The following is a 14,917-nucleotide window of genomic DNA, read 5'->3' as shown; positions in this document are numbered from 1 at the left end:
CGCGGCACGGCCGACGGCCGACCCGCTCAGGGGCGCTTCGCCGGGTGCCCGAGCAGCATCGTCGGGGCGCCCGCCACCCGGGTCAGGAAGACGGTGGCGGAGTGCGGCCCCTGAAGCTTCATCTTCCGCCGCAGCTCCTCGGGTTCGACCGCCGAGCCGCGCTTCTTGACCGTCAGGACACCCACCCCGCGCTCCCGCAGCAGGGCCTTCAGCCTCTTCGTGTTGAAGGGCAGCTGATCGGTGATCCCGTACGCGGTGGCGTAGTCGGAGTCGTGGTGCGTGTCGCTCGTCACGTACGCGATCGTCTCGTCGATCAGCCTGCCCCCGCACTCCTCGACGACGGCGGCGACCAGGTGGGCGCGGATGACCGCACCGTCCGGCTCGTACAGGTACCGGCCCACGGGGCCGACCGGCGGCGCGGGGAGCGGGGCGGCGGCGGTCAGGGTCGCGCCGGACGGCAGCAGGGTGGCCCGGAACGCGCCGGGAGTGAAGCCGTCGCCGAACCAGAGGACCGCCTCCTTCACATCGCCGCCGTCCGAGATCCACTCGGCCTCGGCGAGCGGGCCGATCGCCTCGTGCGGGACCCCCGGCGCGATCTTGAGCGCGGCGCGGGGTGCCTTCAGGGCGGCGGCGGTCGCCCAGGAGAGCGGGGGTGAGTACGCCTCCGGGTCGAAGATCCGGCCGCGCCCGCCGCGCCGGGCCGGATCGACGAAGACCGCGTCGTACGGGGAGGTGTCGACGTCCGTGACGTCGGCGCACCGCACCTCGATGAGGTCCCCCAGGCCGAGCACCTCGGCGTTGGCGCGGGCGGTCTCGGCGGTCAGCGGGTCGCGGTCCACGGCCAGGACCGCGATCCCCGCACGGGCGAGGGCGACGGCGTCGCCGCCGATGCCGCAGCACAGGTCGGCGACGCTCCGCACGCCGAGCCCCGCCAGCCGCCCGGCACGGTGGGAGGCGACGGAGGTCCGGGTCGCCTGTTCCACGCCGTCGGGGGTGAAGAACATGCGGTACGCGTCGGCCGCCCCGAACTTCGCCACCGCGCGCTGCCGCAGGCGCGCCTGACCGAGCGCCGCCGACACCAGGGCCGTGGGGTGGGTACGGCGCAGCCGGGTCGCCGTGGCGAGTTCCCGGGCGGGGTCGTGGTCGCGGAGCTCGTCCAGGAGTGCCGCTCCCTGCGGGGTACGCAGGGCGGCGAGTGCGGCGAGCGGGTCGCTCAGGTCGGCAGGGGGAAGGGCGTTCACGGCTCCATTGTGAGCCAGGCGGGGGATGCGCCGGGTGCGGCGGAGGTGTCGCCCGAGGCGGCCGGTGTCCCGGTGGCAGGATGCGGCGCCATGCAACTAGTAAGACAAAATGAAAAAAGGGTCATGAACCCCCACAGAAAGGTCTGCGGGGTTCTGGTCGCCCTGCTGATCGGCGCAGCCGCCTCCGGGTGCGGAGACCGCTCGGACGGGGGGCCCGCGGTGGGGCGGGAGCCGGCCGCCGGGGAGCCGGGGGCCACCACCGGGCAGCCGGGCCCCGCCGCGGTGGAGGCCGAGGCGGCAGCCGCGGCCAGGGCGAAGGCCGAAGCGGTGGCCGAGGCGGCGCGCCTGAAGCGGCAGCAGGCCGCCCGTGCCGCGGTCGCGAAGAAGTGGGGGCTGGCGAAGGCCCCGCTCACCGCCCCGCCGCCACCCGCCGAGAAGCCGCACATCACCACCCGTGAGGGCTTCGAGGTCGAGGGCGGGGAGGACCTTCCGCCGGTCTTCACCACCGTGCCCACCAAGGAGCGCGTCGTCTTCCTGACCATGGACGACGGCGCCGAGAAGGACCCCGAACTGCTGAGGATGATGTCGGAGCTGAAGATCCCGTACAGCGCCTTCCTCAGCGACTACGAGGTCAAGGACGACTACGGCTACTTCAAGGACATGCAGGCCCGGGGCGTCACCCTCAGCAACCACACGCTCAGCCACCCCTATCTCCCCGGGCTCTCCGCGGAGGAGCAGCGGAGGGAGATCTGCGGCTCGCAGGACCGGATCGAGAAGCACTTCGGGAAGCGGCCCACCCTCTTCCGGCCGCCGTACGGCAACTACAACGGCGACACCCTGCGCATCGCCGCGTCCTGCGGCATCAAGGCCGTGCCCCTGTGGGCCTCCGAGGCGTTCCCCGACCACATGGAGTGGCGCGAGTGGGACCGTGACCTGCACCCCGGTGACATCATCCTCACCCACTTCCGGGGCCGCGCGCAGTGGGGCGGTTCCATGGCCGACATGGTCCGCAACGTCATGAGGACGGTCACCGCCAAGGGGTACGCCGTGGCCCGGCTGGAGGACTACGTCTGACGGGCCGGCTGCCGTACGGGCGCCTCGCAGGGGCTCGCGCGGAGCGCACGGAACCCTGGGGACGCCTCCCGCGTTGTGCCGGCGTGGCCCGGCCGGCCGCGCCACGCGAGGGTGGTCAATTGGCACTCCGCTTGACCGAGTGCTAATCCCGGTCATAGTCTCAGTGCTGGCACTCCCCACTGGAGAGTGCCAGCACTTCTGCGACAGGGCAGGTCCGGCACCCGCGACGACGGATCGGCCTGGTCGCCACCCACTGACTGTTAAACCCCGTGAGATCTCCGAAGGGGGAGACCGGATCGTGTCGACCACCAGCTCCAAGGTTGCGATCAAGCCGCTCGAGGACCGCATTGTGGTCCAGCCGCTCGACGCCGAGCAGACCACGGCTTCCGGCCTGGTCATTCCGGACACCGCCAAGGAGAAGCCCCAGGAGGGCGTCGTCCTGGCCGTGGGCCCGGGCCGCTTCGAGAACGGCGAGCGACTTCCGCTCGACGTCAAGACCGGCGATGTCGTTCTGTACAGCAAGTACGGCGGCACCGAGGTGAAGTACAACGGCGAGGAGTACCTCGTCCTCTCGGCGCGCGACGTTCTCGCGATCATCGAGAAGTAATTCACCCACGTTTGCTTCTGTTCTGCGCCCCTGGCCGCCTGCGTGACAACTAGCCGGGCGGCGAGGGGCGCAGTTCGTTTGAGAGGACAGCTCAGCCCATGGCGAAGATTCTGAAGTTCGACGAGGACGCCCGTCGCGCCCTTGAGCGCGGCGTCAACAAGCTTGCCGACACGGTGAAGGTGACGATCGGCCCGAAGGGCCGCAACGTCGTCATCGACAAGAAGTTCGGTGCCCCCACCATCACCAACGACGGTGTCACCATCGCGCGCGAGGTCGAGCTCGACGACCCGTTCGAGAACCTCGGTGCCCAGCTGGTGAAGGAGGTGGCGACCAAGACCAACGACGTGGCCGGTGACGGCACCACCACCGCCACCGTCCTGGCCCAGGCGCTCGTCCGCGAGGGTCTGCGCAACGTCGCCGCGGGCGCGTCCCCGGCCGCCCTGAAGAAGGGCATCGACGCCGCGGTGAAGGCCGTGTCCGAGGAACTCCTCGCGACCGCCCGCCCGATCGACGACAAGTCCGACATCGCCGCCGTCGCCGCGCTCTCCGCGCAGGACAGCCAGGTCGGCGAGCTCATCGCGGACGCGATGGACAAGGTCGGCAAGGACGGTGTCATCACCGTCGAGGAGTCCAACACCTTCGGTCTGGACCTCGAGTTCACCGAGGGCATGGCCTTCGACAAGGGCTACCTCTCCCCGTACATGGTGACCGACCAGGAGCGTATGGAGGCCGTCCTCGACGACCCGTACATCCTGATCCACCAGGGCAAGATCGGCTCCATCCAGGAGCTGCTCCCGCTCCTGGAGAAGGTCATCCAGTCGGGTGGCTCCAAGCCGCTTCTGATCATCGCCGAGGACGTCGAGGGCGAGGCGCTCTCCACCCTCGTCGTCAACAAGATCCGCGGCACCTTCAACGCCGTCGCGGTGAAGGCCCCGGGCTTCGGTGACCGCCGCAAGGCCATGCTCGGCGACATCGCCACCCTCACCGGTGCGACCGTCATCGCCGAGGAGGTCGGCCTCAAGCTCGACCAGGCCGGTCTGGACGTCCTGGGCACGGCGCGCCGCGTCACGGTCTCCAAGGACGACACGACCATCGTCGACGGCGGCGGCGACGCCGCGGACGTCAAGGGCCGCGTCAACCAGATCAAGGCCGAGATCGAGTCCACGGACTCCGACTGGGACCGCGAGAAGCTCCAGGAGCGCCTCGCGAAGCTGGCCGGCGGTGTCTGCGTGATCCGCGTCGGTGCCGCCACCGAGGTGGAGCTCAAGGAGAAGAAGCACCGTCTGGAGGACGCCATCTCCGCGACCCGCGCCGCGGTCGAGGAGGGCATCGTCTCCGGTGGTGGCTCCTCCCTCGTCCACGCCGTCAAGGTTCTCGAGGGCAACCTCGGCAAGACCGGCGACGAGGCCACGGGTGTGGCGGTCGTCCGCCGCGCCGCCGTCGAGCCGCTGCGCTGGATCGCCGAGAACGCCGGCCTGGAGGGTTACGTCATCACCTCCAAGGTCGCCGAGCTCGACAAGGGCCAGGGCTTCAACGCCGCGACCGGCGAGTACGGCGACCTGGTCAAGGCCGGCGTCATCGACCCGGTCAAGGTCACCCGCTCCGCCCTGGAGAACGCCGCGTCCATCGCGGCGCTGCTGCTCACGACCGAGACCCTGGTCGTCGAGAAGCCGGCCGAGGAAGAGGCCGACGCCGGTCACGGCGGGCACGGCCACTCGCACTAGGCCGTGTATCGAAAGTCCCGCCTGCCCGGCGGCGCCCGGCACGCACACTCGCCGCGTTGTCGGGATCGCCCCGATACATCCAGTATCGGGGCGACCCTCCGCCTTGCGATCGCACGCACCGGACACCGCCGAGCCTGCCCTTCGGGCAGACGGCGCTACTTTCGACACACGCCCTAGTCCCGCCCCGGACGGCCGTCCCGTACACCGCCGGAGCCCGGTACCCCCGTCGCGGGGGCACCGGGCTCCGGTGCGTGTGCGGGCGGCACTCCCGGTCAGCGGGGACCGTAGCTGCGGCCCGCCCGGGAGGTCACCCCGCCGAGGAGGCCCCGCGGTGCCACCTTCACCAGGCCCATCAGCGCCTTGTACCGGGGATCCGGCACGGAGACCGACCTGCCCCGGGCCAGATCGGCCAGGGCCGCCTCGACCAGCTTGTCCGCGTCGAGCCACATCCAGCCGGGGATGTTGTCCGTACCCATCCCGGCCCGCTCGTGGAACTCCGTCCGTACGAAGCCGGGGCACAGCGCCATCAGCCGCACCCCCGAACCCGCCAGGTCCTTCGCCGCGCCCTGGGTGAACTGCACGACCCACGCCTTCGACGCCCCGTACGTCCCCCGGGGCAGGAACGCCGCCACCGAGGCCACGTTCACCACTCCGCCGCGGCCGCGCTCCCGCATCCCCGCCGCGGCCGCCGAGGTCAGTCGCAGCACCGCCTCGCAGTGCACCTTCAGCATGGTCAGCTCGTCGGCCGTCGAGACGTCCAGATAGCGCCCCTTGGTGCCGAAACCGGCGTTGTTGACCAGCAGATCGACGGGGCTCGTAGGCGTCGTCAGCCGGGACTCGACGGCCTCGATCCCGGCGTCCGTGGACAGGTCCGCCGTCAGCACCTCGGCCTCGATGCCGTGCCGGTCGTGCAGTTCGGTGGCCTGGGCCCGCAGCCGCTCCGTGTCACGGGCCACCAGCACGAGGTTGTGCCCGTCACCCGCGAGCCGCCGTGCGAAGGCGGCGCCGATCCCCGCCGTCGCGCCCGTAATCAGTGCAGTCGTCATACGCGGCACGTTAGTGCCCCGCGCGCACAGGCCGTCGGCCCGCCCGCCCTTCCCCGTCCACGACCGCGCCCGGAGCGCCGGTGCGCTGCCCCGCGCGGAGCCGTCAGGACGCGTGCGCCGCGACGTACTCCCGGGCCTTGCGCAGCGCCTCCGGGTGCAGCGCCTCCCCGGCGGCCAGCAGGAGCGGCAGCAGCTCACGCTCCGTCGTCACGGCACGGAACTGCAGTGCGGCGGTGACCTCGTGGGCCGGACGGTGCACGACCTCCACCGGGTCCCCGCCGCGGATCGTCCCCGGTTCGACCACGCGCAGATAGGCGCCCGTGGCCCCCGTCAGGGTGAACCGCTTCACCCAGCCCTTCTCGCCCAGGTGACCCGCGAACGTACGGCACGGTATGCGGCCGGACGTGACCTCCAGGACCGCCCCGCCGCCGATCCGCCAGCGCTCACCGATCCTGGCGCTGCTCACCGACAGGCCGAGGGTCGTCAGATTCTCACCGAACGTGCCGTTGGGCAGGGGCCGGCCCAGTTCCGCCTCCCAGGCGTCGAGCTCCTCGCGTGCGAAGGCGTAGACGGCCTGGTCGGAGCCGCCGTGGTGGCGCAGGTCGCACACGGTGTCCCCGGCCAGGCCGCTACCGCCCCGGCCCTTGGAACCGGGGTCGGTGACCAGGACGGGGCCGTCGGCCGGCCGCTTGTCGATCCCGGTGACCCCGCCTGGACCGTCCGTGTCCGGGGAGGGGGTGGGGCGGCCCAGATTCACGCTCAGCACCTTCATGCCCCCTACGCTATCCATTCGGCCCTCAAAGACGCCCGTGCTTATTGGCTTGCTTCTGCAAGCACCGCTTATGGTGGACAGGTGATCGAAGCCCGTCATCTCCGTGTCCTGCGCGCCGTCGCCACCACCGGCTCCTTCTCCGCCGCCGGCCGTGAGCTGGGCTGCACCCAGCCCGCCGTGAGCCAGCAGATGAAGGCGCTGGAGTCCTCGGCGGGCACCCCGCTGCTGATCCGGACGGGGCGGGAGATGCGGCTCACCGAGGCCGGTGAGGCGCTGGTGCGCCACGCCTCCGGCATCCTCGCCGGGTTGACCGCCGCCGAGGAGGAGGTCGCCGCGATCGCCGGACTGCGCGCGGGCCGGGTCCGGCTCGTGTCGTTCCCCAGCGGGAGCTCCACGCTGGTGCCGGGCGCCCTGGCGGCGCTGCGGGCCGCACACCCCGGAACCCGTGTCTCGCTCGTCGAGGCGGAGCCGCCGCGCTCGGTGGAGATGCTGCGCGACGGCGACTGCGACATCGCGCTGGCGTTCCGGTACGGGACGGCCGGCGGCGAGTGGGACGATCTGGTCGTCCGCCCGCTGCTCACGGACCGGCTGGTGGGGCTGGTGGCCGAAGGGCACCGGCTTGCGGGTGCGGAGACGGTGGGCATCGGCGAGCTTGCCGACGAGCCGTGGATCGCGGGGTGCCCGCGCTGCAGGCGCCAGCTGGTGGAGGTCTGCGAGGAGTCCGGGTTCACCCCCCGGATCGACTTCGCCACCGACGACTATCCGGCGGTCATCGGGCTGGTGGGTGCGGGGCTGGGGGTGGCCGTCCTGCCCGAACTGGCCGTCGAGTCGGTCCGCCCGAGGGGGGCCAGGACCATCACCGTGGAGCCGGCGGTGGAGCGGGAGATCGTCGCGCTCACCCTGCCCGACCTGGCCCGGGTCCCGGCGGTGGCGGCCACGCTGGACCAGCTGTCCCTGGCGGCCGCGCGCTGAGCGGCCGGCGGGCGGAGCGGCCCGTGGTGGCAGTCGGCGGAGGTGGGCGGCCCCGCGCCGTGGGAGCCGCCGCGTCGCGGGAGTCGCGCGGGCGGTGCGCGGCGCGCCGACCGGAGCTCGCGCCCGGCCGTACCCGGGGCGCCACGTCCGACAGCGGGCGCGCCAGGTGCGGGGAAACGTTTCTGCGCTCGGTTCGGGGCGCGGAGGGTCAGGTGGGACCGCCGGGTGTTCCCGGCGTGGCTCCGGAGTGGGCGGAGATCAGGCGGTTGCGAGCGCGGCCCATGAGTTCCTCGCGCTCGTCCTCGGTCAGGCCGCCCCACACGCCGTAGGGCTCCCGTACCGCGAGGGCGTGAGCAGCGCACTCGGCGCGTACCGGACACCGCATGCAGACCTCCTTCGCCGAGGTCTCACGGGCGCTCCGGGCCGCCCCGCGCTCTCCTTCGGGGTGGAAGAACAGTGAACTGTCGACCCCGCGGCAGGCGGCCAGCAACTGCCAGTCCCACAGATCTGCGTTGGGTCCGGGAAGGCGGGAGAAATCTGCCATTGCGTGTCCCCTCGAAACCTTGCTGAGTCGGAAACGGCACCCTCGACCGTCGTTCGTCGGCGACCTGAGTCCCGACGGTACATCCACGGTGTAAGTAGATGTAAATATGACTGATTGCGAATGTAGTCACAGACGCCAGCAAAAGGGAAGAAATCCAGCTGAATAGGGCATGCCTCCGGGTGAAAGATCGGTTGACGAGTGAATGATCTCGCGTCGCTCTCCTCCGTGTGCGTGCCTTCACTTAGAGTGCCGAACCGGAGGTCGCAGCCCGTAACTCTTTCGAGTGACCGTCGTTGAGGAGGGGGAAGCGGTTGACGGAGAGCGAGCTCGGGCAGGTGTCCGAGGGGGTCGACCGCACAGGTGACGACTTGTATCAGCCTGGAGGCTCAAGGTGACGCGCATCAGCTGCGGAGGACGGTCATGACATCCGTCCTCGTCTGCGACGACTCCCCGCTTGCCCGAGAAGCGCTTCGTCGCGCGGTTGCGACCGTGCCCGGCGTGGAGCGGGTGACGACGGCGGCCAACGGCGAGGAAGTCCTCCGCCGCTGGGGGGCCGATCGTTCGGATCTGATTCTGATGGACGTACGCATGCCCGGCCTGGGGGGTGTGGAGACGGTCCGGCGGCTGCTCTCCGCGGACCCGGGGGCCCGGATCATCATGCTGACCGTCGCCGAGGACCTGGACGGCGTGGCTCTCGCCGTCGCCGCCGGCGCCCGCGGATACCTGCACAAGGACGCCTCGCGCGCCGAGCTGCGGGCCACGGTGACCCAGGCGCTGGCCGACCCGACCTGGCGGCTCGCCCCGCGCCGGCTGCGGTCCGCCGAGATGGGGGCGGCTCCGACGCTCACGGCCCGGGAGATCCAGGTGCTCGAAGGCATGAGCCACGGCCGCTCCAACGCCGAGATCGGACGCGAGCTGTTCCTCTCGGAGGACACGGTCAAGACGCACGCGAGGCGTCTGTTCAAGAAGCTCGGGGCCTCGGACCGCGCGCACGCCGTGGCGCTCGGCTTCCGCTGGGGCCTGGTCCGCTGATGAGGCGGCGGGGCCGGTAGCCGTACGACCCGTCCGCACACCGGCGGACGGGACGACGGTGGCGGCGGACCTGCGGCCGGCCCCTCCCCACCAGCGCTGTGTGACGCTTCCCGGCGGATGCCGCATCCTTGAGACGTGGAGTTCCTCGGGAACGATTCGGTCGAGCGGAAGGGGAGGGCGCAGGCCATGACATCCGGCGCACCCGCTCATGAGACCCGCACACCCGCTGATAACGCTTCGGTGCACAACTCGGGACGCGATGCCGCGGAACAGACGGCACCAAGGCACCATGGTCCGATGCGCGACGACGAGACGACGGTGATCGGTGCTCTGGTGCACCGTGCCGTCGACGGTGACGCGCAGGCCACCCATGACCTGCTGGCCCACGTCCACCCCCTGGCCCTGCGGTACTGCAGGTCCCGGCTGAACCGGCTGCCCGGTGATGCCCGTCACTTCGTGGAGGACCTGGCGCAGGAGGTCTGCGTCGCGGTGCTGATGGCGCTGCCGCGGTACAAGGACACCGGGAGGCCCTTCGAGGCCTTCGTCTTCGCGATCGCGGGCCACAAGGTCGCCGACCTCCAGCGGGCCGCGATGCGGCATCCCGGATCGACCGCGGTGCCCTCCGACGAGATGCCCGAGCGGCCCGACGACTCGCTCGGCCCGGAGGAACGCGCCCTGCTCAGCAGCGATGCGGCCTGGGCGAAGAAGCTTCTCGCCAATCTTCCGGAGAACCAGCGCGAGCTGCTGGTCCTGCGGGTCGCGGTCGGACTGACCGCGGAGGAGACGGGACAGATGCTGGGGATGTCGCCGGGTGCGGTGCGGGTCGCCCAGCACCGCGCGCTGAGCAGGCTGAGGGCCCTCGCGGGTCAGTAGGGGCCGGTTCCGGAGGCTCCCGCGGTGTGGAGCAAGCCACAGAAGCGCTGAGTGATCTTGTTCGTGGAATGAGACACCCCGTACGGCCGTTAGCATGGACATCCGCACCGATCAAGGCCATTTGGGGAAGGTGTCATGACTGCAAACGTCGACGGCGTGCCTGAGAAATTCGCGACCCTCGGGCTGACATACGACGACGTGCTGCTGCTGCCGGGCGCGTCCGAGGTCCTGCCCAACGCGGTCGACACCTCGTCCCTCATCTCGCGCAACGTGCGGGTGAACATCCCCCTGCTGTCGGCCGCCATGGACAAGGTGACCGAGGCGCGGATGGCCATCGCCATGGCGCGTCAGGGCGGCGTCGGCGTGCTGCACCGCAATCTCTCGGTCGAGGACCAGGTCAACCAGGTCGACCTGGTCAAGCGGTCCGAGTCCGGGATGGTCACCGACCCGATCACCGTGCATCCGGACGCCACACTCGGCGAGGCGGACGCGCTCTGCGCGAAGTTCCGCATCAGCGGAGTGCCGGTCACCGACGCCGGGGGCAAGCTCCTCGGCATCGTGACCAACCGCGACATGGCCTTCGAGTCGGACCGGACGCGCCAGGTGCGCGAGGTCATGACACCGATGCCCCTGGTCACCGGGCGGGTCGGCATCTCCGGCGTGGAGGCCATGGAGCTGCTGCGCCGCCACAAGATCGAGAAGCTTCCGCTGGTCGACGACGCGGGCATCCTCAAGGGCCTCATCACGGTCAAGGACTTCAAGAAGGCCGAGCAGTACCCGAACGCCGCCAAGGACGCCGAAGGCCGTCTGCTCGTCGGTGCCGCCGTCGGTGCCAGCCCCGAGGCGCTGGACCGCGCCCAGGCACTCGCCTCCGCGGGGGTCGACTTCCTGATCGTCGACACCTCGCACGGCCACAACAGCAACGCCCTCGACTGGATGGCGAAGATCAAGTCGAGCGTCGGCATCGACGTCATCGGCGGCAACGTGGCCACCCGTGACGGCGCCCAGGCACTGATCGACGCCGGCGTCGACGGGGTGAAGGTCGGCGTCGGCCCCGGCTCGATCTGCACCACCCGCGTGGTCGCCGGTATCGGTGTCCCGCAGGTCACCGCCATCTACGAGGCCGCGCTCGCCGCGCGTGCCGCGGGTGTCCCCGTGATCGGCGACGGCGGCCTCCAGTACTCGGGCGACATCGGCAAGGCGCTCGCCGCCGGGGCCGACAGCGTGATGCTGGGCAGCCTCCTCGCAGGCTGCGAGGAGTCCCCGGGCGAGCTGATGTTCATCAACGGCAAGCAGTTCAAGTCGTACCGTGGCATGGGCTCGCTGGGCGCCATGCAGTCCCGCGGGCAGGGGCGCTCGTACTCCAAGGACCGCTACTTCCAGGCCGACGTGTCCGCGGACGAGAAGCTCGTGCCCGAGGGCATCGAGGGGCAGGTGCCCTACCGTGGCCCGCTGGCCAACGTCCTCCACCAGCTGGTCGGCGGACTGCGCCAGACCATGGGCTACGTCGGCGCCGCTTCCGTCGACGAGATGGAGAGCAAGGGCCGGTTCGTGCGGATCACCTCGGCGGGTCTCAAGGAGAGCCACCCGCACGACATCCAGATGACGGTCGAAGCGCCGAACTACAGCAGGCAGTAACGAGTCGGTGCAGGTGAGGGGCGGACCGGGGTTCCCGGGACCGCCCCTCATGTGCGTGTCGGGGATACTGGTCAGCGCAGACGTAGAGGAAAGGCCACATCATCGTGACTGAGATCGAGATCGGGCGCGGCAAGCGCGGTCGGCGCGCATACGCGTTCGACGACATCGCTGTCGTGCCGAGCCGGCGTACCCGTGACCCGAAGGAGGTCTCGATCGCCTGGCAGATCGACGCCTACCGCTTCGAGCTGCCCTTCCTGGCCGCTCCCATGGACTCGGTGGTCTCCCCGCAGACCGCCATCCGTATCGGTGAGCTGGGCGGCCTCGGCGTCCTCAACCTCGAAGGGCTGTGGACCCGGCACGAGGACCCCCAGTCCCTGCTGGACGAGATCGCCGAGATGCCCGTGGAGACCGCGACCCCGCGGCTGCAGGAGATCTACTCCGCCCCCATCCAGGAGGAGCTGATCGGCCGGCGCATCAAGGAGGTGCGGGACTCCGGTGTCGTCACCGCCGCCGCCCTCTCCCCGCAGCGCACCGCGCAGTTCTCCAAGGCCGTCGTCGACGCGGGCGTGGACATCTTCGTCATCCGCGGTACGACGGTCTCCGCCGAGCACGTCTCCGGCGCCGCGGAACCGCTCAACCTGAAGCAGTTCATCTACGAGCTGGACGTCCCGGTGATCGTGGGCGGCTGTGCCACCTACACCGCGGCCCTGCACCTGATGCGCACCGGCGCGGCCGGTGTCCTCGTCGGCTTCGGCGGCGGCGCCGCGCACACCACGCGCAACGTCTTCGGCATCCAGGTCCCGATGGCGACCGCGGTCGCCGACGTGGCGGGCGCGCGCCGTGACTACATGGACGAGTCCGGCGGCCGCTATGTGCACGTCATCGCGGACGGTGGCGTCGGCTGGTCCGGCGACCTGCCCAAGGCCATCGCGTGCGGCGCGGACGCCGTGATGATGGGTTCGCCGCTGGCCCGTGCGACGGACGCGCCCGGCCGCGGCCGGCACTGGGGCATGGAGGCCGTGCACGAGGACGTGCCGCGCGGCAAGCTGGTCGACCTCGGCTCCGTCGGCACGACGGAGGAGGTCCTCACCGGCCCCTCGCACAGCCCCGACGGCTCGATGAACATCTTCGGCGCGCTGCGCCGGGCGATGGCCACCACGGGCTACAGCGACCTCAAGGAGTTCCAGCGCGTCGAGGTGACGGTCGCGGACTCGCAGCACCGCCGCTGACGCTGCCCGTACGTGCGCCGGAGCCCGGACCGCCCTCTGCGGTCCGGGCTCCGCGGCGTACGTACGGGCCCGCTCAGCCGGAGGACTTCCTGGCGGCCGAGAAGGCGGCCGCCGCGGCGATCGCGAAGAAGAGGAGGCTGATCGCGTCGGAATCGGCCTTCCACGCCTCATTCAGCAGGCTGAAGTGATCGAAGAACATCTCCGGGACGGTCACCGGGGCCACCTTGGTGGCGAGGATCGCCTCGCCGAGCAGCTGACCGCCGTAGACGCCGGCCAGGGCGAGGGCGGCACCGACGACCGGCAGTGCGGGGTTGCGCCCGCCGGCCTTGCCCGCCGCGAAGCCGACCAGGAAACCGACCCCGACGGCCGCGTAACCGATCTGGCGCTCGGTGGCGCCGATGATCCCGCCGTAGACACCGGCGGCGACGAGGGCCGCGACAAAGGCGGCGAGCAGACCGAGCCCCACGTTGTCGCGCACCGGCGCCGCCGGGGCGAACGGCATGCCGCCGCCGAACTGGCCGGCCGGCGGACTCGGCTGCTGACCTGCGTACGGGTTGCCCGTGGGAGTGCCGGGCTGCTGCGCCGCGTACGGGTTCCCGTCGGTCGGCTGTCCGCCGCCGTAGGGCTGCTGAGGTGGGTTCGGCGGCTGAACGGGCTGGCTCATGGTGGTGTTCCCCCCGGGACTGAGGCGCACGTCTGTGCGAGAAGTGACGCCGCAGGCTAGCAGTACGTGCCGACACGGCCCCCGTCCGTGCGGGAGCCGGCCTCGGGGGCGATGCCTACAACCGGTGCGCGGCTCCCGCCGGGGTCGCTCCCCGGGTGTCCAGGAGGAGCTGGGCCTTCACGGCGAGGCCCTGGAGGTCGTACGTGCGGTGGTGCTGGAGCAGTACCGTGAGATCGGCTCCGGCGGCCGCCTCGTAGAGCGAGTCGGCGCGGGGAACGGGCTGTTCGCGCACCCGCCAGTCCAGGACGTGCGGGTCGTGGTAGCCGATCTGCGCGCCCATGTCCATCAGCCGGGTCGCGATCTCGCGGGCGGGTGAGGCTTCCTGGTCGGCGAGGTCCGGCTTGTAGGTGACCCCGAGGAGCAGCACCCGGGCTCCGCGGACCGACTTGCCGTGTTCGTTCAGCAGTGTGGCGCACCGCTGGATCACATAGCTCGGCATCCGGTCGTTGATCTCCTTGGCCAGCGAGACCATGCGCAGGGGGTGGCCCGGTGTGCGGCTGCTGTACGGGAGGTAGCCGGGGTCCACGGGGGCGCCGTGGCCGCCGACACCGGGGCCGGGGCGGAACGGCTGGAAGCCGAAGGGCTTGGTCTCGGCGCACCGGATGACGTCCCAGAGGTCGACGCCGAGGTCGTGACAGAGCACCGCCATCTCGTTGACCAGCGCGATGTTGACGTGCCGGAAGTTGGTTTCGAGGACCTTCGTCATCTCGGCCTCGCGCGGTCCGCGGGCCCGGACGACCTTGTCGGTGAGGCGGCCGTAGAAGGCGGCGGCGGACTCGGTGCACGCGGGGGTGAGGCCGCCGATGACCTTGGGGGTGTTGGTGTAGACGTGTACGCGGTTGCCGGGGTCCAGGCGGCCGGGGGAGTGGGCGAGGTGGAAGTCCCGCCCGGCGCGCAGACCCGAGCCCTGCTCCAGGAGCGGCCGTACGACGTTCTCGGTGGTGCCGGGCGGTACGGCGGACTCCACCAGGACCGTGGTGTGCGGGCGCAGCCGGGCGGCGAGTGCCCGGGCCGCGTCGGTCACGGCGCCCAGGTCGAGGGTGCGGTCGGGCCCCAGCGGGGTGGGGGCGCAGATGGCGGCGGTGCGGACCCGGCCCACCTCGGCGGGGTCGTCGGTCGGCCGGAAGCCTCCGGAGAGCATCCGGCGGATGTCCGAGGCGCTGAGGGATCCCTCGACCGGTGTACGGCCCGCCGAGAGTTCGGCGAAGGGGCGCGGGTCGGTGTCGTAGCCGACGGTCCGGATCCCGGCGCCGACGGCCGCCTGGGCGAGGGGCAGGCCGAGGTGACCGAGTCCGATGACAGCGAGGTCTGCGGGCATGTCGAGGGCCGTCCTTCCCTAAGACCAAGAAGACAGAAAGCGCAACTGCTGGGGACAGTGCTATGTCAGAATAGGCGTAAATATGACCTATATGTCGCATTCTGTGTCTCCCGTCGACCGGGT

The 14,917-nt window shown here is 71.2% G+C and carries 14 protein-coding genes; 8 read left to right on the top strand and 6 right to left on the bottom strand.

Going from position 1 to position 14,917, the window contains the following annotated elements:
* Nucleotides 1-26 precede the first annotated feature (26 nt).
* Nucleotides 27-1,241 carry a methyltransferase domain-containing protein gene (locus ACH4VO_RS27200; protein WP_360998021.1) on the bottom strand — a complete coding sequence of 405 codons (1,215 nt, stop codon included), beginning with the start codon at nt 1,239-1,241 and terminating at the stop codon, nt 27-29.
* A 123-nt stretch (nt 1,242-1,364) separates the two neighbouring features.
* Between ACH4VO_RS27200 and ACH4VO_RS27195 the strand changes: the two genes are divergently transcribed.
* From ACH4VO_RS27195 to groL, 3 genes are all read left to right on the top strand, one after another.
* On the top strand, nt 1,365-2,315 hold the full coding sequence (locus ACH4VO_RS27195) for a polysaccharide deacetylase family protein (RefSeq protein ID WP_360998023.1): 951 nt from the start codon (nt 1,365-1,367) through the stop codon (nt 2,313-2,315).
* A gap of 298 nt (nt 2,316-2,613) precedes the next feature.
* The gene (gene groES / locus ACH4VO_RS27190; protein ID WP_028439209.1) at nt 2,614-2,922 is read left to right on the top strand and encodes a co-chaperone GroES; all 309 of its coding nucleotides are present in this window, start codon (nt 2,614-2,616) and stop codon (nt 2,920-2,922) included.
* A gap of 98 nt (nt 2,923-3,020) precedes the next feature.
* The gene (gene groL / locus ACH4VO_RS27185) at nt 3,021-4,646 is read left to right on the top strand and encodes a chaperonin GroEL (RefSeq protein ID WP_360998025.1); all 1,626 of its coding nucleotides are present in this window, start codon (nt 3,021-3,023) and stop codon (nt 4,644-4,646) included.
* 272 nt (nt 4,647-4,918) lie between these two features.
* Here the strand turns inward: groL and ACH4VO_RS27180 are convergent, their stop codons facing one another.
* Nucleotides 4,919-5,692 (bottom strand): SDR family oxidoreductase, encoded by a 774-nt coding sequence (locus ACH4VO_RS27180; protein ID WP_360997215.1) that lies wholly within the window; start codon nt 5,690-5,692, stop codon nt 4,919-4,921.
* 103 nt (nt 5,693-5,795) lie between these two features.
* The gene (locus ACH4VO_RS27175; protein WP_360997217.1) at nt 5,796-6,464 is read right to left on the bottom strand and encodes an MOSC domain-containing protein; all 669 of its coding nucleotides are present in this window, start codon (nt 6,462-6,464) and stop codon (nt 5,796-5,798) included.
* 81 nt (nt 6,465-6,545) lie between these two features.
* Between ACH4VO_RS27175 and ACH4VO_RS27170 the strand changes: the two genes are divergently transcribed.
* Entirely contained in the window at nt 6,546-7,436 is an 891-nt protein-coding gene (locus ACH4VO_RS27170) for a LysR family transcriptional regulator (protein WP_360997219.1), read from the top strand.
* 208 nt (nt 7,437-7,644) lie between these two features.
* On the opposite strand, the gene ACH4VO_RS27165 is transcribed toward ACH4VO_RS27170, so the two are convergent.
* Nucleotides 7,645-7,980 (bottom strand): WhiB family transcriptional regulator, encoded by a 336-nt coding sequence (locus ACH4VO_RS27165; protein WP_360997220.1) that lies wholly within the window; start codon nt 7,978-7,980, stop codon nt 7,645-7,647.
* A 420-nt stretch (nt 7,981-8,400) separates the two neighbouring features.
* Between ACH4VO_RS27165 and ACH4VO_RS27160 the strand changes: the two genes are divergently transcribed.
* The 4 genes from ACH4VO_RS27160 to ACH4VO_RS27145 all read left to right on the top strand — a co-directional run bounded on the left by ACH4VO_RS27160 (nt 8,401) and on the right by ACH4VO_RS27145 (nt 12,752).
* On the top strand, nt 8,401-9,012 hold the full coding sequence (locus tag ACH4VO_RS27160) for a response regulator transcription factor (RefSeq protein WP_003948568.1): 612 nt from the start codon (nt 8,401-8,403) through the stop codon (nt 9,010-9,012).
* A gap of 297 nt (nt 9,013-9,309) precedes the next feature.
* Complete coding sequence (locus ACH4VO_RS27155) at nt 9,310-9,885, top strand: sigma-70 family RNA polymerase sigma factor (protein ID WP_056796454.1); 576 nt, start codon at nt 9,310-9,312, stop codon at nt 9,883-9,885.
* Nucleotides 9,886-10,020: 135 nt separating this feature from the next.
* Nucleotides 10,021-11,523, top strand: coding sequence for an IMP dehydrogenase (guaB, locus tag ACH4VO_RS27150; RefSeq protein WP_360997222.1), 1,503 nt, complete (start codon nt 10,021-10,023; stop codon nt 11,521-11,523).
* Nucleotides 11,524-11,627: 104 nt separating this feature from the next.
* Complete coding sequence (locus ACH4VO_RS27145) at nt 11,628-12,752, top strand: GuaB3 family IMP dehydrogenase-related protein (protein ID WP_360997224.1); 1,125 nt, start codon at nt 11,628-11,630, stop codon at nt 12,750-12,752.
* 73 nt (nt 12,753-12,825) lie between these two features.
* Here the strand turns inward: ACH4VO_RS27145 and ACH4VO_RS27140 are convergent, their stop codons facing one another.
* The gene (locus ACH4VO_RS27140; RefSeq protein ID WP_360997226.1) at nt 12,826-13,416 is read right to left on the bottom strand and encodes a hypothetical protein; all 591 of its coding nucleotides are present in this window, start codon (nt 13,414-13,416) and stop codon (nt 12,826-12,828) included.
* Between the two features lie 115 nt (nt 13,417-13,531).
* Nucleotides 13,532-14,794: a nucleotide sugar dehydrogenase gene (locus ACH4VO_RS27135; RefSeq protein WP_360997228.1), complete on the bottom strand. Its 1,263-nt coding sequence runs from the start codon at nt 14,792-14,794 to the stop codon at nt 13,532-13,534.
* Nucleotides 14,795-14,917 lie beyond the last annotated feature (123 nt).

Origin of the sequence: Streptomyces sp. NPDC020780 (assembly GCF_044334475.1) — a bacterium.
Taxonomy (GTDB): Bacteria; Actinomycetota; Actinomycetes; order Streptomycetales; family Streptomycetaceae; genus Streptomyces.
The sequence above is the reverse complement of the archived record's forward strand: the minus strand, read 5'-3'. Positions and strand labels throughout refer to the sequence as shown.